Origin of the sequence: Pseudobutyrivibrio sp. UC1225 (assembly GCF_900115215.1) — a bacterium.
GTDB lineage: Bacteria > Bacillota > Clostridia > Lachnospirales > Lachnospiraceae > Pseudobutyrivibrio.
The window spans coordinates 178083-201505 of record NZ_FOVQ01000002.1; the positions used below are offsets into that span (position 1 = coordinate 178083).

General features: G+C 38.4%; 23 protein-coding genes. 22 read left to right on the forward strand and 1 reads right to left on the reverse strand.

The features are described 5' to 3' along the window. Window positions 1-109: 109 nt before the first annotated feature. The 13 genes from BMZ41_RS03750 (at window position 110) to BMZ41_RS03815 (ending at window position 13408) form a co-directional block, all read left to right on the forward strand. Window positions 110-742, forward strand: a complete 633-nt coding sequence (locus BMZ41_RS03750; protein WP_090526996.1) for a GyrI-like domain-containing protein — start codon at window positions 110-112, stop codon at window positions 740-742. Between the two features lie 27 nt (window positions 743-769). Continuing rightward, the gene (locus BMZ41_RS03755) at window positions 770-1396 is read left to right on the forward strand and encodes an SAP domain-containing protein (protein ID WP_090526998.1); all 627 of its coding nucleotides are present in this window, start codon (window positions 770-772) and stop codon (window positions 1394-1396) included. A 512-nt stretch (window positions 1397-1908) separates the two neighbouring features. After that, window positions 1909-2409, forward strand: coding sequence for a hypothetical protein (locus tag BMZ41_RS03760; protein ID WP_090527000.1), 501 nt, complete (start codon window positions 1909-1911; stop codon window positions 2407-2409). Window positions 2410-2540: 131 nt separating this feature from the next. Then, window positions 2541-3476 carry an Abi family protein gene (locus BMZ41_RS03765; RefSeq protein ID WP_090527003.1) on the forward strand — a complete coding sequence of 312 codons (936 nt, stop codon included), beginning with the start codon at window positions 2541-2543 and terminating at the stop codon, window positions 3474-3476. A 269-nt stretch (window positions 3477-3745) separates the two neighbouring features. Further along, window positions 3746-4228, forward strand: a complete 483-nt coding sequence (locus BMZ41_RS03770) for a GNAT family N-acetyltransferase (protein ID WP_090527007.1) — start codon at window positions 3746-3748, stop codon at window positions 4226-4228. A 115-nt stretch (window positions 4229-4343) separates the two neighbouring features. Beyond that, a complete protein-coding gene (locus BMZ41_RS03775; RefSeq protein WP_090302700.1) occupies window positions 4344-5126 on the forward strand; it encodes a class I SAM-dependent methyltransferase in 783 nt (260 codons plus the stop codon). Further along, the gene (locus BMZ41_RS03780) at window positions 5114-5587 is read left to right on the forward strand and encodes a dihydrofolate reductase (RefSeq protein ID WP_090527009.1); all 474 of its coding nucleotides are present in this window, start codon (window positions 5114-5116) and stop codon (window positions 5585-5587) included. Before BMZ41_RS03775 ends, BMZ41_RS03780 begins: the two co-directional genes overlap by 13 nt. A 23-nt stretch (window positions 5588-5610) precedes the next feature. Beyond that, window positions 5611-5937, forward strand: a complete 327-nt coding sequence (locus tag BMZ41_RS03785; protein WP_090527011.1) for a MazG nucleotide pyrophosphohydrolase domain-containing protein — start codon at window positions 5611-5613, stop codon at window positions 5935-5937. Between the two features lie 433 nt (window positions 5938-6370). Beyond that, on the forward strand, window positions 6371-7477 hold the full coding sequence (locus BMZ41_RS15795; protein WP_242942006.1) for a GNAT family N-acetyltransferase: 1107 nt from the start codon (window positions 6371-6373) through the stop codon (window positions 7475-7477). 554 nt (window positions 7478-8031) lie between these two features. After that, window positions 8032-8829: a PDDEXK family nuclease gene (locus tag BMZ41_RS03800; protein ID WP_143071319.1), complete on the forward strand. Its 798-nt coding sequence runs from the start codon at window positions 8032-8034 to the stop codon at window positions 8827-8829. Between the two features lie 91 nt (window positions 8830-8920). After that, the gene (locus BMZ41_RS03805; RefSeq protein WP_090527014.1) at window positions 8921-9403 is read left to right on the forward strand and encodes a GNAT family N-acetyltransferase; all 483 of its coding nucleotides are present in this window, start codon (window positions 8921-8923) and stop codon (window positions 9401-9403) included. Between the two features lie 248 nt (window positions 9404-9651). Next, entirely contained in the window at window positions 9652-12039 is a 2388-nt protein-coding gene (locus tag BMZ41_RS03810) for a response regulator (RefSeq protein ID WP_090527016.1), read from the forward strand. After that, a complete protein-coding gene (locus BMZ41_RS03815) occupies window positions 12032-13408 on the forward strand; it encodes an ABC transporter substrate-binding protein (protein WP_090169077.1) in 1377 nt (458 codons plus the stop codon). The genes BMZ41_RS03810 and BMZ41_RS03815 overlap by 8 nt, the downstream gene beginning before the upstream one ends. Window positions 13409-13414: 6 nt before the next feature. Here BMZ41_RS03815 and BMZ41_RS03820 read toward each other — a convergent pair whose 3' ends face one another. Beyond that, on the reverse strand, window positions 13415-13996 hold the full coding sequence (locus tag BMZ41_RS03820; protein WP_090169075.1) for an Hpt domain-containing protein: 582 nt from the start codon (window positions 13994-13996) through the stop codon (window positions 13415-13417). A 123-nt stretch (window positions 13997-14119) separates the two neighbouring features. Here BMZ41_RS03820 and BMZ41_RS03825 point away from each other — a divergent pair, with 123 nt between their 5' ends. The 9 genes from BMZ41_RS03825 (at window position 14120) to BMZ41_RS03865 (ending at window position 23350) form a co-directional block, all read left to right on the forward strand. Continuing rightward, entirely contained in the window at window positions 14120-15154 is a 1035-nt protein-coding gene (locus BMZ41_RS03825) for an HD domain-containing phosphohydrolase (protein ID WP_090527018.1), read from the forward strand. Between the two features lies 1 nt (window position 15155). After that, entirely contained in the window at window positions 15156-16031 is an 876-nt protein-coding gene (locus BMZ41_RS03830) for an aldose 1-epimerase family protein (protein WP_090527020.1), read from the forward strand. An 82-nt stretch (window positions 16032-16113) separates the two neighbouring features. Beyond that, window positions 16114-17250 carry a GGDEF domain-containing protein gene (locus BMZ41_RS03835; RefSeq protein WP_090527022.1) on the forward strand — a complete coding sequence of 379 codons (1137 nt, stop codon included), beginning with the start codon at window positions 16114-16116 and terminating at the stop codon, window positions 17248-17250. Between the two features lie 92 nt (window positions 17251-17342). Continuing rightward, the gene (locus tag BMZ41_RS03840) at window positions 17343-17687 is read left to right on the forward strand and encodes a helix-turn-helix domain-containing protein (RefSeq protein WP_090169068.1); all 345 of its coding nucleotides are present in this window, start codon (window positions 17343-17345) and stop codon (window positions 17685-17687) included. Between the two features lie 94 nt (window positions 17688-17781). Then, on the forward strand, window positions 17782-18711 hold the full coding sequence (locus BMZ41_RS03845) for an alpha/beta hydrolase (RefSeq protein ID WP_090169066.1): 930 nt from the start codon (window positions 17782-17784) through the stop codon (window positions 18709-18711). 129 nt (window positions 18712-18840) lie between these two features. After that, window positions 18841-19527 (forward strand): GntR family transcriptional regulator, encoded by a 687-nt coding sequence (locus BMZ41_RS03850; protein ID WP_242942007.1) that lies wholly within the window; start codon window positions 18841-18843, stop codon window positions 19525-19527. A gap of 139 nt (window positions 19528-19666) precedes the next feature. Then, window positions 19667-20626 (forward strand): ABC transporter permease, encoded by a 960-nt coding sequence (locus BMZ41_RS03855; RefSeq protein ID WP_090527024.1) that lies wholly within the window; start codon window positions 19667-19669, stop codon window positions 20624-20626. A 12-nt stretch (window positions 20627-20638) separates the two neighbouring features. Then, window positions 20639-21604, forward strand: coding sequence for a carbohydrate ABC transporter permease (locus BMZ41_RS03860; RefSeq protein ID WP_090169063.1), 966 nt, complete (start codon window positions 20639-20641; stop codon window positions 21602-21604). 72 nt (window positions 21605-21676) lie between these two features. Then, the gene (locus BMZ41_RS03865) at window positions 21677-23350 is read left to right on the forward strand and encodes a type 2 periplasmic-binding domain-containing protein (RefSeq protein ID WP_090527026.1); all 1674 of its coding nucleotides are present in this window, start codon (window positions 21677-21679) and stop codon (window positions 23348-23350) included. Window positions 23351-23423: the final 73 nt, after the last annotated feature.

Consider the following 23423-nt stretch of genomic DNA (forward strand, 5'->3'; position numbering starts at 1 on the left):
GCTTTATACGCGACAGATATACTGTTTTTGTTGTTTAGACTCATGCTATTTGTTAGAATGTTTCTCAAGTGTAAAGTGAAAGAAACTAGAATAAGTTAGGGGGATAATTATGGCATTTGATTTCAAAAAAGAATATAAAGAGTTTTATATGCCTAAAAATAAACCGGAGATTGTTAATGTGCCTAAGGCAAATTATATAGCGGTTAGAGGTAAAGGAAATCCTAATGAAGAGGATGGCGACTATCAGAAAGCAATCAGTGTATTGTATGCTATCGCATATACGTTAAAAATGAGTTATAAAACTGATTATAAGATTGAGGGTTTCTTTGAATATGTTGTTCCGCCACTAGAAGGTTTTTGGTGGCAGGACGAAGTAGAAGGTGTCGATTATACTGACAAATCAACCTTCAATTGGATATCTGTTATTAGATTACCGGATTTCGTTGCAGAGAAAGACTTTACTTGGGCTGTTGAAACTGCAACGAAAAAGAAGAAGTTAGATTGTTCTGCTGCTGAGTACTTGACAATTGATGAGGGATTGTGTGTTCAGATTATGCATTTAGGTCCATTCGATGATGAGCCAGCAACGGTTGCTCTTATGGATGCATACTTAAATGAAAATGGCTATGTTAATGATTTCACTGATAAAAGACTTCATCATGAAATTTATATGTCGGATGCAAGAAAGGTTGCTCCAGAAAAATGGAAAACTGTTATTAGGCATCCTATAAGAAAAGCATAATATTTATACTTGAAAGGGACGTTAAGAATGAAGAGACCGGAATTTGATGACATTAAAGACTATGCAGAATTTTGTAAATATTATTGGTATAGGGACGAGCTTATTAAAATCTGTAAGGCACATGGATTAAAAGCTACTGGCAGTAAGATAGAACTGAATAAAGTGGTAGAGGCATATTTTTCTGGGGAGAACATTTTACCTGAAAAGAAGAAGCCGATAAAATTACGGAAGCCAACTGTGACTGAACTTACATTAAATACTGGATTGATTGCGTGTGGATTCACTTTTGGAAATAGGTTTAGAGATTTTTTTAAGCAGCAGACAGGAGAAGAGAACTTCAAGTTCAATGTTGATATGGTTCAAACGGCTAAGGTTGTTAAGGAAAGTGGTGATGAAAGCTTTACTCTTGGAGATTTGCTAGATATTTACAATGGTAAGAAGACTTACGCTACCTATGATAAATCCGCTTTACAATGGAACAAGTTTGTTAAAGATTTCTGTGAAGATGAGGAGACAAAGATATTTAGTGAGCGTTTAAAAGCAGCGGCGGCATTGTGGAAAATTGTTAGAGAGTCTGATATGAAAAAGGAGTATTCTCACGATTTGCTAGAAAAATATAGGGATACTATAGTTAGGAATACAAGTGTGATATAGAGAATGGAAAGGCTAGTTTACCATAAAAAGGTAAGTGGGAAACAGATAGCATTTATAGTTATTTCAAATATAGAAGAATGATATTTGAATAGTTGTCGTACTATGATACAATCACATTGTCAACGTGACAATAGAATGACAATAAAAACTTGTGAAAAGGTATTGGATTGATTCAAACCGTTCAGAAGTGAACTGATTTATAATGTTAAATCGCTGTTTTTCAGTTGGTAACAATCTGAAATTTGCGAGATGGAATAATACTAGCATTCTTGCAAAGCTAGTATTTACAAGGCTTTGAGAGGTGTATGGAAGTGTAGTGACAATAAAATGACAATACACTTTGAAAATTTGGTGTTATTTTAGAGTAAATAGCAAACTATAAATCAGTTCATAAAATGAGCCGTAGTGAATGTATTCAATACATTTGCTACGGCTTTTTTGTATGGTTATTTATTCTGTTGGTTTTTCATCTTCGGGTAGAGGAAGAATAAGATTATTATCTTCAAGCTATAATGCATGCAGATGCAGAGCGTATAATCAGCAATCATCCAGAAATCTTTGGCGATGAATGCCTAAAGCCGATTGAAAAAGGACGTAATAATGATATGTTCAAAGAGTTTTATATTCGTACCAAACAACAGCAATATGAGGCAATATCGGAGGATATAGATAGGCTGGAAGAAGAAAAGGACAGCCTAATACAAGTTAAGAATGAGATTTCAGCTGAGACAGAAAAAATAGTTAATGAAGCTGTGGATAAGGTGGCTGAGTCTGAAATGCAGAAAGAGTTCCTGAATCTTGCTTCAGATGATAATCCGAAGTCAGTGATTGGGAAAATGGTTTCAGAAGCCTTTAAAAAGTTTAAAGATTGGTGGGTTAAATCTCGCGGTCCCAAAGTGGTCGATAAAACGAAGACTAGTATTATGGAGAGACTAATGGAAGCTCAAAGGATTGCTGATGAGCAGAACGCTCAGCGTAGGAGAAAGCATAAGGAACACGGGCAGGAAAGATAAAAAATATATTGAAAAATGAACTGAATGCCTGTATATTATAGGTAGTGGATGCGCTGTGGAAACTCGAGATGCCCACAGCCCAGAGAGTTCATGCGTGAGCTCTCTTTTTTTTTGTATCGGAGGAACTTTTTGTGGCTAAAGAGTTTTACACATATCAGCAGCAATTGGATAAACTTGAAAAAGAAAAAGACTTGTTAATCCAAGATAGGGTTTATGCTGAAAACAAATTAAAAGAAATAAGCTATTATTCCTTGATCGGTGGATACAAGCAGCCATTTAAACACTTGCCATCAGGAAAGTATCTTCGTGGGGTTACTTTTGAAGAGATAGTAAATCTGTATTATTTTGATGAAGAAATGAGGTCATTATTCCTTAAATACATTCTTCATGTGGAACGGCAGATTAAATCGTTACTCTCTTATCATTTTTGCGAAAAATACGGCAATAATCAAATCCAGTATTTGAATGCAAATAATTATAACAATACCCCAAATAATACACTTGGTGTTAATAAACTTGTGAACTGTCTGCAGAATGCTATAACTTTACCAAGCAATTATCCATATATTGTTCATCATGTGAAAAACTATGGAAATGTCCCTCTGTGGGTTGCAATGAATGCGATTACATTCGGTAATGTGGCAGCTATGTATCAATATGTTACTACAGATGTAAGAGCAAAGGTAAGTCAGAATTATGAGAAAGTGTCAGAGGCAGAACTGCATCAGTTTATAAGAATAATTGCAAGTTGTCGAAATGTTTGTGCTCATGGTGAGAGATTGTATACGTTCCATTCTAAGCTATCTGGACCAGATACTGATGTCCATAAAAAGATGGGAATAGCTAGGAAAAAGGGGGCGTATGTTAATGGTAAACATGATTTATTTGCTGTTGTTATAGCACTAAAATATTTAATTCCCGATGATGAATTCAAGGAATTTAAAAGAAAGCTTGTAGCATTGATTGATAAGGTCAATAAGGGATGTCCACATCTAACACAAAAAGATTTGTTTAATTATATGGGATTCCCTAGTAATTGGGAAAAGATAACCAGATATAAGAAATAACACTATTTCTAAAAACACCGAATTCGGGGGTTTTAAATTAAATAGCATTATTCGTTGATTATTATAACGGGAGCGTGTCACGCTTCCGTTATTTTATATCAGAGGAAAAAGATGGGTTTAGCTCCTGCTTTATATGCGACAGTATTACAGTTTTTGTTGTTTAGGTATGTGCTATTTGTTAGAATGTTTTTCAGGTGCTTTGCATTTCATAACGTGTTCATAATTTAGCTGGAAACGAAGAATAATTAGGGAAATATTGGGAGGAAGAAATGTTAAGGCTAGAAAAAATAAATGGTAAAAATGTATGGAACATTTTAAAACTATCTGTCAATAATTCACAAAGGGAGTTTGTAGCTAGTAACGAGATAAGTATCATTGAAGCATACACAGCTATTACAGCCAATGGGTATGCTTATCCCTTTGGAATCTATGATGGTGATATTCCGGTAGGATTTTTGATGATTGGATTTGATAAGGATGATTATTGGGAAGATGCACCTGATATTGCCATAGGAAATTACAATTTGTGGCGACTGATGATAGATAAAAAATATCAGCATAAAGGATATGGCAGGCAAGCAGTAAAGCTCGCATTGAATTTCATTAAGACCTATCCATGTGGACCAGCCGAATATTGCTGGCTATCCTATGAACCAGAGAATCAAATCGCAAAAGAGCTGTATGCATCCTATGGATTTGTTGAGACTGGGGATATGGATGGGGAAGAGCTTATAGCAGTTTTAAAAATATAGAGGGAAGAATATTCCGTCAAAGGTTGGCAAAAATAAGGTGCGGTGGATGTTTGGAGAAGTGTGAGAAGAACATGAACCGCTGGTAGAAGGAATAAACCGCAGGAGGAAGGTCGTTTTGAACGAATATAGTCTACAACATAAAAAGGCGTGGGAGTTTGATGCATATGATTTTTGGGTAAGAACCGCCGGGACTCCGGAGGAAAGAGCATCAAAGGATAAAGAAAACCCCAGGAAGATGCTAAAGCAGTATGCGAACTACTTTGATTCTTTTGAAGGCGTCAAGGTAGCTAATATCTGCGGATCCTGCGGCAAGAAAGCAATTCCGCTGGCTCTTTTGGGAGCAGAGGTTACAGTATTTGATATATCCGAAGCCAATAAGAAATATGCCATGGAAACAGCTGAGGCTGCAGGTGTAAACATTGGCTATGAAGTTTGTGATATCATGGAAATCGATATGGACAAGTATGCCGGCTTTTTTGATGTTGTCTTTATGGAGGGTGGAATCCTTCATTATTTCCACGATATAGATGTTTTTATGAATGTTATGAACGGATTGCTTAAACCCGGTGGAAAGATGATCTGCAGTGACTTCCATCCATTTACTAAGATTTCCGATGTACTTGGGCTGCAGCAGCCAACCATGAGTTATTTCTCAACAGATATCTTTGAAGGTGAGATGGCGCACGCAAGATTTTACGATGAGGAGATCCGTAAGCAGATTCCTAAATGCCATTACAGGAAGTACACAATCAGCGAGATTATCAATTCTATCATCGGGAGCGGATTTACTTTGAAGCGTTTTGATGAGCATCCTTCATGGGAGAACGAGAAACTTCCGGGAGAGTTTACTGTAATTGCAAAAAAAGATATGAAAGGCGCAGATAAATGGTTGGCTTAATTGTAGCACGGTCAAGAAATAATGTTATTGGAAAAGACGGCACCATTCCTTGGAAAATAAAGGGTGAGCAGATGCAGTTTAAGGAGCTTACTACAGGTAATGTTGTTGTAATGGGTAGGCGTTCTTATGAAGAGATAGGTGGTCCTCTACCAAATCGAGAGACCCTAGTTGTGTCTAGGACAAAAAAGTTTGATGGCGATAATGTTCTAACAGCAAATTCTGTAAAAGAGGCAATAAAGCTGGCAAAGGGAAAGGATGTTTATATTGCTGGAGGCTGTGGATTGTATAAAGAGGCGATGACTTTTGTTGACGTTATGTATATCACAGAGGTTGATTTGGAAGTTGAAAATGGAGATGTGTTTTTTCCTGAATTTAACGCAGAAGAATTTGAAAAGGAAATTGGTGAAACTCTTGGAGATGCCATCAAATATACTAGAACGATTTATCGAAGAAAGAAATAATAAGGTTTTCTGGAGGGAGATTAATGTCAGATTTTGGAATAAATGAAATGCTTGAGATGCAGAAAGCACTTCAGGAAAAGTACAAAGATAAATGGGAGCATATTTCTCCAGAAGTCGGTAAAAATAAGCTTCTTTGGATGATTGGAGAAGTTGGAGAGGTTATTGATATAGTTAAGAAGCATGGCCCTCAAGCAGCTGATATAGACAATCCTGAGCGTAATCATCTTATTGAAGAGATGGCAGATGTCCTTATGTACTATAATGACGTTCTTCTTTGCTATGGAATAACGGCAGAAGAGCTGAAAGAATCTTATACAACCAAGTTTGAGAAGAATATGAACCGCTGGTGATTATTTATCCAAAATACTGTGGGAAAAATAAGTATGCTATGGTACAATCACATTGTCAGAGTGACAATAGAATGACAATAAAAACTTGTGGAAAGGTATTGGATTGATTCAAACCGTTCAGAAGTGAACTGATTTTTAATGCAAAATCGCCATTTTTCAGTTGGTAGCAATCTGAAATTTGCGAATTAGAATAACCAATAAACTTTATACTGAGAAAAACGTGACAATTATTTAGTTTTGTGGTACAAATAAATAGTCGTGCTATGAATGTATAGTTCGTAGCACGGCTTTTTTAATGAAATAACAAATTGGAGGAAAATGAAATGGTTATGTTTTTAAGATTAAGAAATATCTAACAGCATGAAACTTATTGAATAGTTTCATGCTTCGATCAACTCGAAACTAAAAAACTATTTATATAAGGAGAATCGAAATGATATTTCAGGACAATATAATAAAAGAGTATTTAAGAAACGTTTACTTTATTACAGGTACACCTTGCGGAGGCAAGACAACAGTTTCAAAAGCACTTGGCGAGAAGTTTGGTATTCCAGTTTATGATATTGATGAGCATTTTCCAGTTCATCAGGCTTTATCAGATAAAGAGCATCAGCCAAACATGAATAAAAGATTTGGAAGTGCAGATGAGTTCTTTGGCAGGAAGCCAGAGGAGTACAGGCAGTGGTTACTTGATAACACAAGGGAGCAGTTGGATTTTGTTCTATTGGATCTTATAAGATTATCTCAGAATGGGCCTGTTATTTGTGATTGCCATTTGACACTAGATCAGGCAAAGAAATTAACTGATCCATCAAGGATAGCATTTATGCTTCGAGAGCCTGTTGATATAGTTGATGAGTATTGCAATAGACCAGACCATCAGGGCTTTAAGGAATTTTTAGAAAGTACTACTGATACTGACGCGGCAAAAGCAAACTGTAATGAAACCCTATGTTCTTTGAATGCCAGTCCTTATAATTCCATCAAAAACAGCGATTACTTCTGGCTTGAGCGTGACGAAAACAGAACTGTTGAGGAAACAGCGAATCTTGTTGCTAAGCATTTCGGATGGTGTTTACCTGAGGACTTTGAGATACAAAAGGTTGATAAAGGTACACCGCTGGCAGAAGATTTATTGAAGTTTATTGAGGGATGTTCATGGATTGAAGTAAAGGAGCATATCGCGAACCTTGTGAGAAACTGGGAGTTTTCTGATTGGGAGACAATGTTTGTAGCAAAGGTCAAAGGCAATATAATCGGAATGACCTCTGTCATGAAAGAGGATTATTATCCTTTGCCAGAACTATATCCTTGGGTATCCTGTGTGTTTGTGACAGAAGAATTCCGTGGACACAGAATAAGTGGAAAGCTGATAGATTATGCCAATGAGTATCTGAAGGAGCAGGGATTCACAAGAAGTTATATTCCTACACCTTGGGAAAACGCTGGATTATACGAACACTTTGGATATTCCTTCGTAAAAGAGATTACTAATTACGGTGGCGATGATGATTTCTTGTATTCAAAGGAAATAAAGTAAATATGAATCAATTTGAATAGATATCTTCAGGAGAGCCGAATATTTCGGCTCTCTTTTTTGTTTTGTGGGGATGCAGTCATCATATGACTTGACATTTTATTTCATGCGCGTTATATTACTATCTATCGTTTGAAAAGTGATATAGATTTATCACTATCATGGCAAAGCTTTTCATTTCGCCAATTATTCCAAGATGAACTTTTTAGATTTATTTGAGGATTTTGATGTGTTATGCATCCTGTAAGGGATACGTTGCATTTCGGGATGCATACTAAATTTAGGCCATGCATCCCAAAGAAGACAAAATATGATTCAGGATGCATGACTATCAGATTTGATGCATCCTAAATAGATAAAAAGACTTATGGGATGCATTTTCAATCAGAGTAGCCGGGAATAATGATGAAATTAGGGCGAAAAGCCGTAATTTATGCATCCTAAATAGGAAGAATTGATTGCTGGGATGCATAGTCAAAAAATCAAAATTATTTTATGCATCCCAAATGTGTTAAATAACTATTTGGGATGAGTTATGAATGAAAATGGAGGACGAGTTGAGAAATTATAAGAGTGAATTAGAGGCACAACTAAAAGAGATTGAATCATTGATAACACTTAACAATAAGAATCTAGCTAGATTAAAGAATCTGCCTGAGTTCGGTGTGAAAGCTTCAACAGTACGAGGTTGTCATCAGTATTATTTGATAGATAAGGACACTGGCAAGCGTAAATACGCTGGTAAAGAGAAGCTTAAGCTTGTAAAGAAACTAATCCAAAGAGATTATGCAGTTGCAACAGATAAAAAGTTAGTAGATTTAAGAAATAGACTCGATAGATTTATTTCAAATTATGATATATGTGAAGTTGAAGCTTTGTATGAAAAATTGCCAGATGCTAGAAAGAGTATGGTAATTCCTGTAATAGAACCAGATGATTGTTTTATCAAAAGATGGTATGAAGCACATCCAGGCCAACAGAATACATATCATGAAGATGGAATATATCAAACCAATCGCGGCGATATGGTTAGATCTAAATCCGAAAAGATAATTGCAGATACATTGGAGAAATATAAGATACCATATCAGTATGAACCAATGCTAGAGTTGGGGTACAACACAGTATATCCTGATTTTGTGGCTTTAAATGTTAGAACAAGAAAGACCTTGTATTGGGAGCATTTGGGTATTGTTTCTGACATAGAATATGCAACAAAGAATTTTAAAAAGATACAGAATTACGAGAAGCATGGATACCTTTTAGGCAAAAACTTGATTACTACAATGGAATCAGAGGATATTCCTATTGATGTAAAGCTTGTAGAACGGAAAATAAAGGAATTTTTACTATAGGTCGCCTATGCAACAAACTTAAGATTTAGTATACTAATTCAAAATGCGAACTTAGAAGAATGCCTTGTATTAGATGCGTTTGGAGGGAAAAATGCTAAGACTTGAGAAAATTAACGGAAAAAATGTTTGGGATATATTAAAACTATCAGTAGATGATTCTCAAAAGACTTTTGTAGCAAGTAATGAGATAAGTATCATTGAAGCATACACAGCTATAACAGCGCATGGGTATGCCTATCCATTTGGAATCTATGAGGGGGATACCCCAATAGGATTTTTGATGATTGGATTTGATAAGGATGATTATTGGGAAGATGCACCTGATATTGCCATAGGAAATTACAATTTGTGGCGACTGATGATAGATAAAAAATATCAGCATAAAGGATATGGCAGGCAAGCAGTAAAGCTCGCATTGAATTTCATTAAGACTTGTCCATGTGGACCAGCCGAATATTGTTGGTTATCCTATGAACCAGAGAATCAAATCGCAAAAGAGCTGTATGCATCCTATGGATTTGTTGAGACTGGGGATATGGATGGGGAAGAGCTTATAGCAGTTTTAAAAATATAGAGGGAAGAATATTCCGTCAAAGGTTGGCAAAAATAAGGTGCGGTGGATGTTTGGGGAAGTGTGAGAAGAACATGAACCGCTGGTAGAAACAAAAATTATTATGGTTATGGAGGTATAAGTACTTAAAAACCAAAGGGCTTTAATAACTACACTCCCATCATACTTTTTTAACAATATAAAAATAACTAAATGATAGAATTAATCTGTGTTAGTTTGTATAACGATTTGGAGTTTACAGAGGACGCAGATTGAAGAAACGATATATTTTCATCATTAATATATTGATAGTAGGTTTGATTCTTTTCATTATCCTGAAGTATGCCAACGACAGGGCAGAAGAGTCAAACCGTGCTTCTATTGCGTCTTTTGAGAAAATGACAACCACCACAGAGCAAATCATCGCCAACTATCTGGAGGATGAGCAGCATCTGTGCGACATCTGGTCAAACTATATCAACGGCTCTGCGGAGGCTGGCACTCCTATGACTGTTGAAGAGGCTATTTCCTATATTAGAAAAGCAAAAACATCTCCTGAAATCTCAGGACATCTTATTTATATTGATGACGGGTCAATGGCGGGCATTTCTACCACCGCCAGCTCTACAGACTCGTCTGATTACTCTGTAAAATATTCCCATATTAATATTTTTGATAATCTGGAAATTAGTAATGTGGATGGTGTTGTTAACCTGACCAGGGCATATACAAACCCTTTAAATGGCGTTCAGTCTATCGCATTTTTGAATAATGTGAGGGTTGTGGATGAGGAAACAGGCGACATGCGAGAGGGACTGCTTCTTCGTGTTGTACCTGTAAGCCGTCTTGAGCAGAAGCTTGTTTTCTTGAAGGGTGAATATGAAAAGGTGGAAATATCCCTTATCGACTGGGATGGCGACTACATGATTCACGGTAAATCCCTGAAAAACAGCAACTTTTTTGAATACTTCAAATCTTACAATCCAATGACGACTCAGGAATATAAAAATGTAGTGGATATAATTCGCACCAGCATTGGTTCTATGCATATCCGCAACTCCAAGAATGAGGATAGCGTCATTGCATATAGTCCTTTGACGGGCCTTGATTCCTGGTTTCTTGTAGCTTACATACCTGCGAAAGAGCTGACAGCAAACAGGTCTATTGATTGGATTCTTTTAGGAATTGTATCTTTTGGATTGGTAGTTCTCTTGCACTTTAACCTGGCAATACTCCTTAAATTCAATAGAAAGTTATCGGTGGCTGCGGAGGCTGCAAATCAGGCAAATGAAGCGAAATCCTACTTCCTTTCCACAATGTCCCATGACATCAGAACTCCTATGAATGCCATAATCGGCATGAATGAAATGATTTTAAGAGACAGCAAGGATGAGAAGGTCCTTGGTTACTCAGAAAATATAAGGGCTGCCGGAAATACACTTCTTGGAATCATAAACGATATTCTTGATTTCTCCAAGATTGAAGCTGGCAGGATGGAAATCATAAATGTGGACTATAACATTGCGTCTCTCTTAAATGATCTAGTGAACATGGTTCAGCGAAGGGCAGAGGAAAAAGGACTTACCTTCGAGCTTAATGTGGATAAGGACATCCCAAGGCTTCTTCATGGTGATGAAATCAGAATCAAGCAGGTTATCACAAATATCCTTTCAAATGCCGTGAAATATACAAAAGAGGGAAGCGTTATTTTTTCTGTAGCCAGCAGTAAATGCGAGGATGAGCCAGACCAAATTACTTTGCATATAAGCGTAAAGGACACAGGTATAGGAATTAAGAAAGAAGACCGGGACAAGCTGTTTGCAGCCTTTGAGAGAATCGATGAGAAGAAAAATCGTAACATCGAAGGCACTGGACTTGGAATGGCCATAGCCCAAAGCTTTCTTAACATGATGGGCAGCAGGCTTCAGGTGGAAAGTGAATACGGGACGGGCTCCGAGTTTTCTTTTGACCTAAAGCAGAAAGTAGTGGAATGGGAGCCATTGGGAGAATTCGATTTGGCATACAAACACTTCCTCAGCGAGAGGAAACAGTATCAGGTACAGTTTGTGGCTCCGAAGGCACGAATACTGGTGGTGGATGACAATGAGATTAACCTGAAGGTATTTGTAAATCTCCTTAACGAAACGAAAATACAGATTGATACGGCAGATAGTGGAGATGCCTGTATAGCACTTTTTAAGCGCAATTCCTACGACGTGATTTTCCTGGACCATATGATGCCGGAAAAGGATGGTATCGAAACCATAAAGGAAATGAAGGAGTGTACCTACACACCAAATCAGAAAACTCCAGTTATCTGTCTTACCGCAAATGCCATATCAGGCATGCGTGAAACCTACATAAATGCTGGCTTTGACGACTATCTCACAAAGCCTATTGATACAAACAGACTTGAGAACATGCTTCTCACATATTTGCCAAAGGACCTGATTGGTCAGGCGGATGTGGAAGAAGAAAAGCCACCATCTAATACCGTGCAAAGTATCCTTGTGGTGAGCGAAGATGTGGGATTTTTAAAGCGAATTAAAGAACGGCTGACTGACCGTTATAAAGTGGTGGTAGTTAAATCAGAAGAGCAAGCTTTAGCTTATTTACAGAAGCAGGAGGCTATCGATAGTGAAAGGAGCGAACATGAATAAACACATTAAAACAATTCTTTCGATGACACTTATTACAGCACTGATATTTGGAATGACAGGCTGTGGCCAGACTCAGAATCAAAATCAGGGAGAGACAACAGGCCAGAATGAGAGCCAGGATCAAAATCAAAGCGAAAACCAGAGCGAGGAAGTCACCAAAGAGTTTTCTCCAAAATATCCGTCCGATACAGAGTATAAGCTGTCTGTAGCAGGAACCTACTCTAATTTTGAATCCTTGGAAAGTGCCTTTGAACGATTCTACAGTCATTATCCAGAAGGTGAAATCCAGTATACCTATCTGGATGATTACAGCAACACCATAAGGCAAGCCATTGTAGGTCAGGAGCAGCCGGACATATACGTGGTTCAGCCATGGATGTATGGGGATGAGCGCTATGATTGTTTATTCGATAGCGCAGAGGTTCTCTCTGCATCAGAGCTGGAAATCGACTTGGAGTGCATTCGCACAGACCTCAGATGGGAAATGAATAATGGTGAAATCAAAACACTCCCTATTTTTGCTACATCCTACGGAATGCTTGTAAACACAGATATATTTGAAAAAGAGGGACTTGAGGTACCAAAGACCTTTGATGAGTTGAAGGCAACCTGTGAAAAGCTGAAGGCCGCAGGCTACGAATCACCTGTTATGGGAGCCAATACTTCAACTACACCAGGAATAGGCTATGCCTTTGCTTACCCAATGTTCGCAAAGACTGTAAAGGATGACAGAAGCGTAGAGGATGATTTAAATAATCTTGTACCTTCTGCAGGTGAAACAATGCGAGCTGCCCTTACCAGATTAAATGAGCTTGTGAAGTCGGGTTGTATAGATGTGGATAAATGTACAGCAGAGATTGAAGATGATTATAATGCAGTAATTCTGAGATTTTTTGAGGGTGATGTACCTATGATGCTCTGCTCTGGAGATGTTGTCTCTGGAACAAAAAAGCGTGAGAGCAAATCAGAGGCTTTCGAGGCAAATCCTTTCAAGTATGACTTCTATGTAGCACCTTCTGGTGATGAAGGCGGATATTATATGGATTCCATGTCCCTTTTATTCTGTGTTAATAAGAACGGTGCAAACATTGATATGACTAACGAATTTATCAGATTCCTTACAAGTGAAAAGGAACTGGGATTGATGGCTCAAGAAAAGAGACTGATAACACCTACCAAAGATTACTCGCTGGATGAAGTCTATGCTTCACTTTCTGAATTTCCAGAAGAAAGGACTATCAGTTTTAGAGATACGGAAATCCTAGATACAGCGGTAAAACAGTTTAGGGCAGCAGCCTATGCTGTTGTTAACGGGGAAATGACCGTAGATGAGGCAGTAGCAGCCTACGGAACTATAGAGACAAAATAAATCAGCCTATAGGCTATCAAGTATCTGCTTTGACAGTGATTTTGCCTCATCATAATCAAGATTAGAAACCAGCTTATCTAAATCTTCAAGTTTGCTAGACAGCGCCTCATCGCAATCATAGGTGAAAAGTTGTTTTGTGGCTTCTTCAGCAGCACCAAGGTCAAACTCATCTAAAGCTGAAATAAGCTTTTCTAAAATATTAGAAATGGCAACCCTGTCAAAGTCGGTTTTTTTGCCTGCAACCCTTGAAGCAAATGGCTCAAGATATGGCTTTAAAGCCCTAAAAGATTTTAAAACATCTGGAGTAAGCTTTTCGATTTGCTCCAGATTGTTATCTTTGCCAAGTTTTTCAAGGGTAAAAAATTCCTCTCCAAGCTCCATGGCTCCAATCATGCGACAGGTGGTCTTGAGAGAGTGAACTTGGATGGTGTAATTATGTACATCCTTCCTAGCAAGGTAAGCTTCTACCATGTCACATTTTTCATCCATGAGCTTATAGACATCACCAAGAAGCTCTGTGAAAAGTGCTTCAGAGCCAGAGTTTTTAATAGCTGTTTCTGTTTCAACACCTGGAATATTAATGTTCATTGAAAGGTTCCTCCGTGGGCTGTTTCAATGTCGTGTTCATTTTGAGTATACCACTGTTAAGTTGAAGCATAAACGGTTTTACGATATGATTTATGGATAGGAATTGTTCTTCTGGAGGTGAAAATGATTCCACATATTATAGTTGTTGATGATGACCCTATAATTTTAAAAAACGCATGGAACACCCTCACCCGTGTTGGGCTTAAGGTAGTTGCGCTCAAATCCGGAAAGGCTCTTTTTGAATACATAAAGGATAATCCTGCTCCGGATCTCATCCTGATGGATATAAGTATGCCTGAAATGGATGGATATGAGGCTATCAAACAGCTCAAAAAATGTGAGACTGAGTGGCGAAACACCCCAGTAATCTTTTTGACAGCCAATGAGGATGAGGCTGCTGAGACTAAGGGACTATCTCTTGGCGCTATGGATTTTATCAGAAAGCCATTTGTTGAAAGTGTTCTTGTGCTCAGAGTTATACATGCAGTGGAGCTGGTAAGGCTTCAAAGAGATCTTGAGGGCATGGTGGAGGAGAAGACCAGAGAAAATGAGAACCTCTTCTTGCACGTTGTTGAGAGCCTGGCAGATGCAATTGACGCAAAAGACAACTACACAAATGGACATTCCGGAAGAGTGGCAGATTATTCAAAAGAGATAGCCAACAGATACGGTTATGATGAAAAACATCAGGAGAAAATCTTTATGATGGGACTTCTTCATGATGTTGGAAAGATTGGTGTTCCTGATGAAGTAATAAACAAGCCTGGAATGCTTACAGATGAAGAGTTTGCCAAAATAAAAAAGCATCCGGGTATTGGTGCCAAGATACTTAACAATATAAAAGAAATGCCAGAGCTTGCAGCAGGAGCTAAATGGCACCATGAAAGATATGATGGAAAGGGCTACCCAGAGGGACTTTCTGGAGAGGAAATTCCTGAAGAAGCCAGAATCATAGCAGTGGCAGATGCCTACGATGCCATGACCAGCAACCGAAGTTATAGAGGAGCACTTCCTCAGGAAATAGTCAGGGCTGAGATAGAAAAGGGCAAGGGAAGCCAGTGGGATCCCCAGTTTGCAGACATCATGCTCAAAATGATAGATGATGATATAGATTACATCATGAGGGATAATCCTGGTGATGAAATAGAAAGGACATAAAATGAATTACACAATCGAAAACGACAAAATCAAACTTACAGTCTCTGACCACGGAGCAGAAATCAAGTCACTTATTAGAAAGTCAGATAACACAGAGATTATGTGGCAGGCTGACAGTGCCTTTTGGGGACGTACATCACCAGTGCTTTTTCCACTTGTAGGAAATTATTATGATAAGAAGTCAGTTTATTCTGGAAAGACCTATGAAATGGGACAGCATGGCTTTGCAAGAGATATGGATTTTGAGTTGATAAAAGAATCAACTGACGAGCTGGAATTTCAGTTAAAGGACTCAGAAGCCAGCAAAATCAAGTATCCTTTTGCATTTATACTTACACTTAGCTACAGAATCATAGATTCAACCGTAAAGGTTGGCTGGAAGGTAGAAAACACAAATAAAGAGACAATGTATTTCTCTATCGGTGGTCACCCAGCCTTCAACTGTGACCTTGATACCTACACACTTAGATTTGAGAAAAACGGAAATACGAATTCTAAAATTACTGCAAACATCATCGCAGGAGATGGCAGTGGTTGCCTTGGAACTGAAATAAGTACATTCGCACTTGATAACGGCATCTTAAAAATGTCAGATGAGCTTTTCAGTAGAGATGCTCTTATTATCGAGGACCAGCAGTCGGATGCAGTGACACTTGTAAATCCAGAGGGCAAGGATGTTCTTACAGTAGCCTTCACAGCACCACTTTTTGGCGTATGGTCACCAGTTGGCAAGCATGCTCCATTTGTATGCATTGAGCCATGGTATGGTCGTTGCGACAGAGTAGGCTTTAATCAGAAGCTTGAGGAAAGAGAATACGGAAATACGTTATCAGCTGGAGAGACCTTCTCGGTAAATTACGATATTATCCTTAAATAAGTCACAATTTCATAAAAATATGGTGTTAGAATCAGAGAGAAATAATGGGAAACTAGCAGTACTATAACCATGTGGGGGCAAAATGATTGAAGTACCTGGTTGGGTGATACTAAACTTTTTCACATCGTTTCTTCTGATTCTTCTTTTGATTTTTCAGAACAAAACCTCTAGGTTGCAGAAGGGTAAAAGTTACTCTGCAATTCTTATTTGTACGCTCGTTTTACTATTATCAGAGTCTATTGGTCGTGTCGGTGAGAACAATCCGGATTCACTTTTGATCCTCGCCAGAGTGGGCTATTTCATAATTTTCATATTGGATCCAGTAGATATTTTGTTTGCTGTTAACTATATCGACTGCTGGATGGATAAGGAAAGCAACGAAGCACGAACCAGCTTTAAAACAGCTTTCCAAGCTTTTGCTTTTATTAATATCGTGTTGGTTACAATGTCTTCTGTTTTACAGTTGGGATGGTTTTTCTATTTCAAAGACGGATTATATTTCCGTGGACAGTTTTTCATGATAAGAGCAGTGTTGATAATGGTCTTTATCATATTGCTCTTGGTGTATACCGTTGTATTTAGAAGTGATTTTATGAGTGAATATAAGAATATGATCCTATTCCTTCCTATATTCTCACTTATAGGAGCGCTGTCGCAGGTTTTCTTTTCAAGTATAGATACAACTTACGCAGGTATTTCGCTGGGATGTCTTATTCTGTTTTTCTTCTTCCAAAGTAATGACGTTAACGTTGATTATCTTACAGGTGTTTTGAATCGACGTGGTCTGGATATACGAATGGAAGAGAAAATAAAATCTAGTCAACAGAATAAAAGAAATTTTGCAGCAATCATGATGGACATTGATAATTTCAAGACTATAAATGATACCTTTGGTCATGATGAAGGCGACAGGGCAATAAAATATATGGCAGATATTCTGTTGAATCTTTTTGGAAGAGAATCTACCATAGCAAGATTTGGTGGCGATGAGTTCTGTGTAATCACAGATAATGTCTCACAAGCAGAGCTGGAAGACTTGATACTTCAGGCAAGAGAAAAGCTAGCAAACATCAGGGATAAACGAAAATGGCATCCCGATGTGGATATAAGCTGTGGCTATGAGATATATAGCTATACCAGTGGATTATCGAGAGAAGAATTTACAGATAACATTGATAATCACATGTATGAGCAAAAACAATTGCATCACGGGATGTAAATTAACAGAAAACTTATTGTGAGTATTATTCCAATAGAGTATAATTATCGTATAAACGATAATGAGGTTAATGTGGTGGGGAGGTACCAAGGATGATAATTAGCGAAAGAATTTTCAAGATTATGGAAGAGAAGGGCATGACTCAGCTTGAGTTCTCTGCTGGCACAGGAATCGCCCAAAGTACGATTAGTGATTGGAAAAGAAAGAAGACTAATCCTTCAGCTGAAAAGATAATGGCAATCTGCGACGTTCTTGATGTTTCACCTTTTGAAATCCTGCAGGACACTATTCCTGGAAAGGGTGCCGGAGATGTCGACTTTGTCATCGCCAGCAAGGGTACAGGAGAGTATGAAGTTGTTAAAAAGCTGGAGAAGCTTAACAAGAAGACTAAAGCAGAAGTCGTTGATTATGTTAAGAAGGTAAAGAATAAAAAATAAAATTTAGCGGTATAAAACTAAAATTAATCGGTTTTCAACCTCCCAAGATTCTAGTATAGTATTCTAAGACTACTAGAAATTGGGAGGTTTTATTATGAAAAGCGAAGTAATCAAGCTTATTGAGGGAAGAGAGGACGTTACTCTCACTACTTATATTTTAGATGATTCTCCTGAGATGACTCAGGGAAAGGCAAGACCAGCTGTACTTATTTGTCCAGGTGGCGCATATCTTTGCTGCAGTGATCGTGAAGGTGAGCCTATTGCAATGGCATTCCTTCGTCAGGGCTACAACGCCTTTGTACTTAGATATTCAATTGCATATGATGGCTCAAAGCCTTACTGGGAGACTGATTTTGCGCATCAGGCTATCAACCCTGACAAGCTCCATCCACAGCCAATGCGTGAAATAGGTTTGGCATTTGCATATATCCATGAGCACAGCAAGGACTGGCAGGTGGATGCAAAGCGTATTGCAATCTGCGGATTTTCAGCAGGAGCACACAACTGTGCCATGTATTCTACACACTGGTCAAAGCCTGTAATCACAGATTTCGTTGGAGTTGATAAGGAAGTACTTAGACCAGCAGCCTGCATCTTAGGATACCCACTTACAGATTATATCTATATGTACGAGGCTACAAAGAAGGATGGAGCAGGAGCCTTTGAATTTTTCTCGGTATCCAACCGCCTTATGATGGGTGAGGATTGGGAAGATGAAGCGAAGCTTCTTGATATGAGCCCAGCACGTCTTGTTGATGAGGATGTTCCACCAACCTTTATTTGGTCAACCTCAAAGGATGAGCTTGTTCCAGTTGCTCATTCAACATTGTATGCTACATCTCTTGCAGAAAAGGGCATTCCTTTTGAGATTCATATCTTCCAGGATGGAGGTCACGGAATGGCTCTTTGCGATCAGAGCACTTCTTGTCAGGATGCTTATGATATTCAGACTAATAGAGAGGCAAAGGTTTGGATCGACCTTGCAGCAGCATGGCTTGAAAAGTATTTTGCCATCTATAAATAAAATAAGTGACAATTTAAATGAACTTAAACTAAACAGTTTTAACAAAAAGGATTTGGCTTGTATACAAGTCGAATCCTTTTTGTTAGAATAATAACAAACTTTCATTCTAACCTTACAATGAGGAGAACTATGAAAAAAATTGAGAGGATAAACTCAGAGACTGCAAGGGAATATGCCCTTAGAGCAATTACTGAGAACATAAAGTCTGCTGATCTGGAGCCAGGTCAGGCAATTAGTGAAAATGAAATATCTGCATTCTTAGGTGTTAGTCGCACTCCTGTCAGAGAATCCATCCAAGAACTACATAAGGCAGCTCTTATCGAAATATACCCTCAAAAGGGAAGTTATGTTTCTCTCATTAATTCACAGTATGTGGAGGAGGCTGTATTTCTTCGAAAGGTTTTGGATATAGCTGTTATTGAGGAAGCCTGTGATATGGCTACTGAAGAGGATATTAAGCTCCTTGAGGAAAATGTAGCACTGCAGGAGTTTTATCTTGAAAAGGATAATACAGAAAAAATCTTTGAGCTTGATAATGAATTTCATCGTATGATTTATGTGGCAGCAAAGAAAGAAACCATTCATCATATGAGTCAGATGATTATGATTCATTTTGACAGAGTAAGAACTCTTTCAATGCTTACTGTAAAGGATAAAAAAATCGTGAATGATCATAGAGTGATGCTTGATGCCATCACTACAAAGGACAAGGAGAAGGCTAAAGAAATCGTAGAGAAACATTTGAACAGATATAGGCTGGATCAAGAAGAACTTATAAAGGCCTTTCCGCAATATTTCGAAACAACACAACAATAATTCACAACAATTTTATAAATTAGTGTAAAACAACCAAAATGCATATGCCATTTTGGTTGTTTTTTTAATATAGACTTATCGAAACTAAAACACTAATATACTTGTATACAAGTTATTAAAAAAGAAGTGGAGGATAGAAATGAAAGTTATGACAGCGGGAAACTCAGCAGTAGCAGTGGCTGAGAAAACAAACTGGAAAGCCTATCTAAAGAGATATTGGCAGCTATATGTTTTATTACTTTTGCCAATGCTTTATTTACTGGTTTTCAAGTATGTTCCAATGAAGTACGTATTAATTGCTTTTAAGAAGTACAGTATCGTACAAAAAGTTGGGGAAATGCCTTGGGCAGATAATCACGGATTTCAGTATTTTATTCAGGCTTTTCACAACAGAGATTTCTTAAATGCTTTGAGAAATACAGTTGGATTGAACTTATTAGATTTGGTTATTGGTTTCCCAATTCCAATCATCTTCGCATTAATTCTTAACGAGCTTAATGTTAAGTGGTTTAAGAAGACAGTACAGACAATTGCTTACATGCCACACTTCCTTTCATGGGTTATCATTTACGGTTTGGCAATTCAGCTTTTTGCACCAAGTAATGGTCTCGTAAATATGTTCATTACAAACCTTGGTGGTGAGGCAGTTCCATTCTTGAATGATCCACACAAGTGGGTAGGAACATACATCTTCCTTGGAATTTGGCAGAGCTTTGGTTGGAACTCAATTATATATCTTGCAGCTATTGCAGGAATTTCACCTGAGCTTTACGAAGCAGCCTCAGTTGATGGAGCCGGACGCTTCCGTAAGATGTGGCACATCACACTTCCAGGAATCAAGAGCACTATCGTAGTACTTTTGATTATGGCACTTGGTAACATCTTAGGTTCAGCCTTCGATAGACCGTTCGCTTTACAGAACAACCTGGTTATGCAGAACGCTGAGGTTATTTCGACATTCGTATATAAAAACGGTATTAAGGGACTTCAGTTCTCACTTACAACTGCAGTTGGTTTGTTCCAGTCGGTTGTAGGAGTTATATTCCTACTATTTGCAAACTGGCTTTCACGTAAGCTTGGCGAGCGCGGTATTTGGTAGGAGGTGTGAAGTATGGCAAAAGAATTAGTAATGACAGGAAAAATTAATACAAAAGGCTTTGCACGTTCTAAAAGAAGAGACAAAGATGATGAGACAGAAACAAGCCGTATGGTTAAATCGGACAGCACAAAAGCAGGTGACATTGTATTCATAACAATCTGCGTAATCATCAGTTTGATTTGTATCATCCCTATGATTAACCTTTTAGCTCGTTCGCTTTCAGCATCTGACTTTTTGGTTAGAAGAGAGGTTTACCTTATTCCAAAGGGCCTCAACATATCAGCTTATTCGACAGTACTTGGAGATCCAAAGTACATTAAGTCATTTGTTTGGACCGTAATTTTAACAGTGATTTGTACATTCCTTTCACTGACAATGACAGTACTTTGTGCTTATCCACTTATCTTTAATAAGCTTAAAGGTCGTTCAATTTTTAATATCGTAATTACGATAACAATGTTCTTCAACGCAGGTACAATTCCAAACTACTTACTCATGAAGGAGTTAAACCTTCTTGATAATCCTTTGGTACTTATTGTTCCTGGATGCTTAAGTGTTTACAACATGATTATCATGCGAAGCTTCTTCTATGGAATTCCAGATTCCCTTAGAGAGTCAGCTGAAATCGATGGTGCAAGCTTCTTTAGAATACTTTGGAGCATCTACCTTCCACTTTCAAAGCCAGTTATTGCAACGCTTGCACTATTTTATGCGGTAGGTAGATGGAATGGTTATTCAGATGCTTTGATGTATATGAAGAACAAGGATTTCTATCCTCTTCAGTTATTGCTTTACAACATTTTGAACAACATGAATTCAGTGGAGGTAGCTACACAGGAAGGCTTCTCAACACCTGGTCTTTCTGAATCACTTAAGGCTGCAATCGTTATGTTCTCAACGATTCCAATCCTTTGTATCTACCCATTCTTACAGAAGTATTTCATCCACGGTGTAACACTTGGAGCTGTGAAAGAATAATACAGGAATAAATGGCTGCGGCCGTTAATTCATAAACTAAAATCACTACAAAACATTATTGGGAGGATTACGATGAAAAAAAGAATCGTATCATTAGTGCTTGCATGCACTATGGGTCTTAGCATGGTAGCTTGTGGTTCAAGCAGCTCAGATGCAACAAAAGAGGGCTCTACTTCCATCGAAGAAGGTTCTGAGGTTTCAGAGCTTGTTGATGGAAAATTTGCTGAGACAAAACACATCACAGTTGAGGTTTACGACAGAGGAAACGATGGCGGTACAGACCCAACAGACAACATGTACACAGAGTACATCAAGAAGGGGATGCTTGAGGATCACAACGTTGAGGTTGAGTTCGTAGCAGTTCCACGTTGGACAGAGACAGAAGAAATTAACAACCTTCTTGCTTCAGGCGGAGCTCCAGATATCTGCCTTACATACTCTTATCCAACAATTCAGACATACGCTAACATGGGCGGTGTTACAGACTTAAAGCCACTTATGGATCAATATGGTAGCGAGCTTACAAACCTTCAGGATTGGCTTGGCGACACAAACATCTACTGGGATTTAGATGATGAGAAGGGTACACTTTGGGCAATCGAAGGAAAGCGTGCTAACAACAGACGTATCAATACATTTATCAGAAAAGACTGGTTAGACAAGCTTGGTCTTGAGGAGCCAACAACAAAGGCTGAGTTCTATGATGTAATTTGTGCATTCCGCGACAACGCTAAGGAGCTCCTTGGCAAGGATGCAGATAAGATGGTTCCATTCTCAGTATCATTTGATGTAGGCTGGAGAGCAGCACTTCTTATCGAGTCAGAGATGGATCCAAAGATTACAGATAAGGAATTCTACATCAACGGATTTGATGATAGAAAGCTTACACAGAACGGTACAAAGACTGCTATGAAGACACTTAACAAGTGGTACAACGAAGGTCTTCTTTGGAAGGATTTCGCTCTTTATACAGCAGGTGATTCTACAGAGGATGATATGATGAAGGCTGGTTATGTTGGTGCATTCCAGCACAACTGGGATTATCCTTTCCGTGGCGGTGATGATTCAATCCAGGCTAACCTTAAGAGAATCGTTGGCGATGATGCTAAGTATGTAGCAGTTGATTGCTTCGAGAACTCAGAGGGCAAGCACCTTAAGTATGTTGACTCAACAGCTGGTGATAGAAAGATCTTCTTCCCAACTACAAATGATGAGCCACTTGCATCACTTCTTTACCTTGATTGGATTTCTGCTCCAGAGCACATCAAGTACTTACAGATTGGTGATGAGGGTGTTACACACAACGTTCTTGAGGATGGCGCTATCGAGCTTATCCCAGCTACAGGCGATCCAATCATGAACTCTGGTAACAACATTGACTACACAATTACATGTAATGGTCTCCACCTTGGTGATGAGGACCTCACACTTCTTTCTATGGCACACAGCTATCCAGCATGTGACCCAGAGGATGTACAGAAGGCACTCGACGTTGCAGCTACAGACAACAAGATTGCAAAGAACGTAAAGGTTCCAGAAATCGTAGCTGAGAACGGTATGGGCGAGGCTCTTGGTTCAAAGAGAGATGTTGTTTATGATACAGCTCTTGCAACTAAGGAAGCTGATTTTGATAAGGTTTGGGATGATGCAATCGCTGATTACCTTGCATCAGGCTGCCAGGCTATCATGGATGAGAGAACAGAGAAGTTTGAAGCTAAGTATGGCTCTTCAACATCTGTTGATTAATTAAATAATTAAAACTTTTCCCCACTAACATCTGAACTTTGTCAGTAGATGTTGGTGGGGATTTTTTAATACA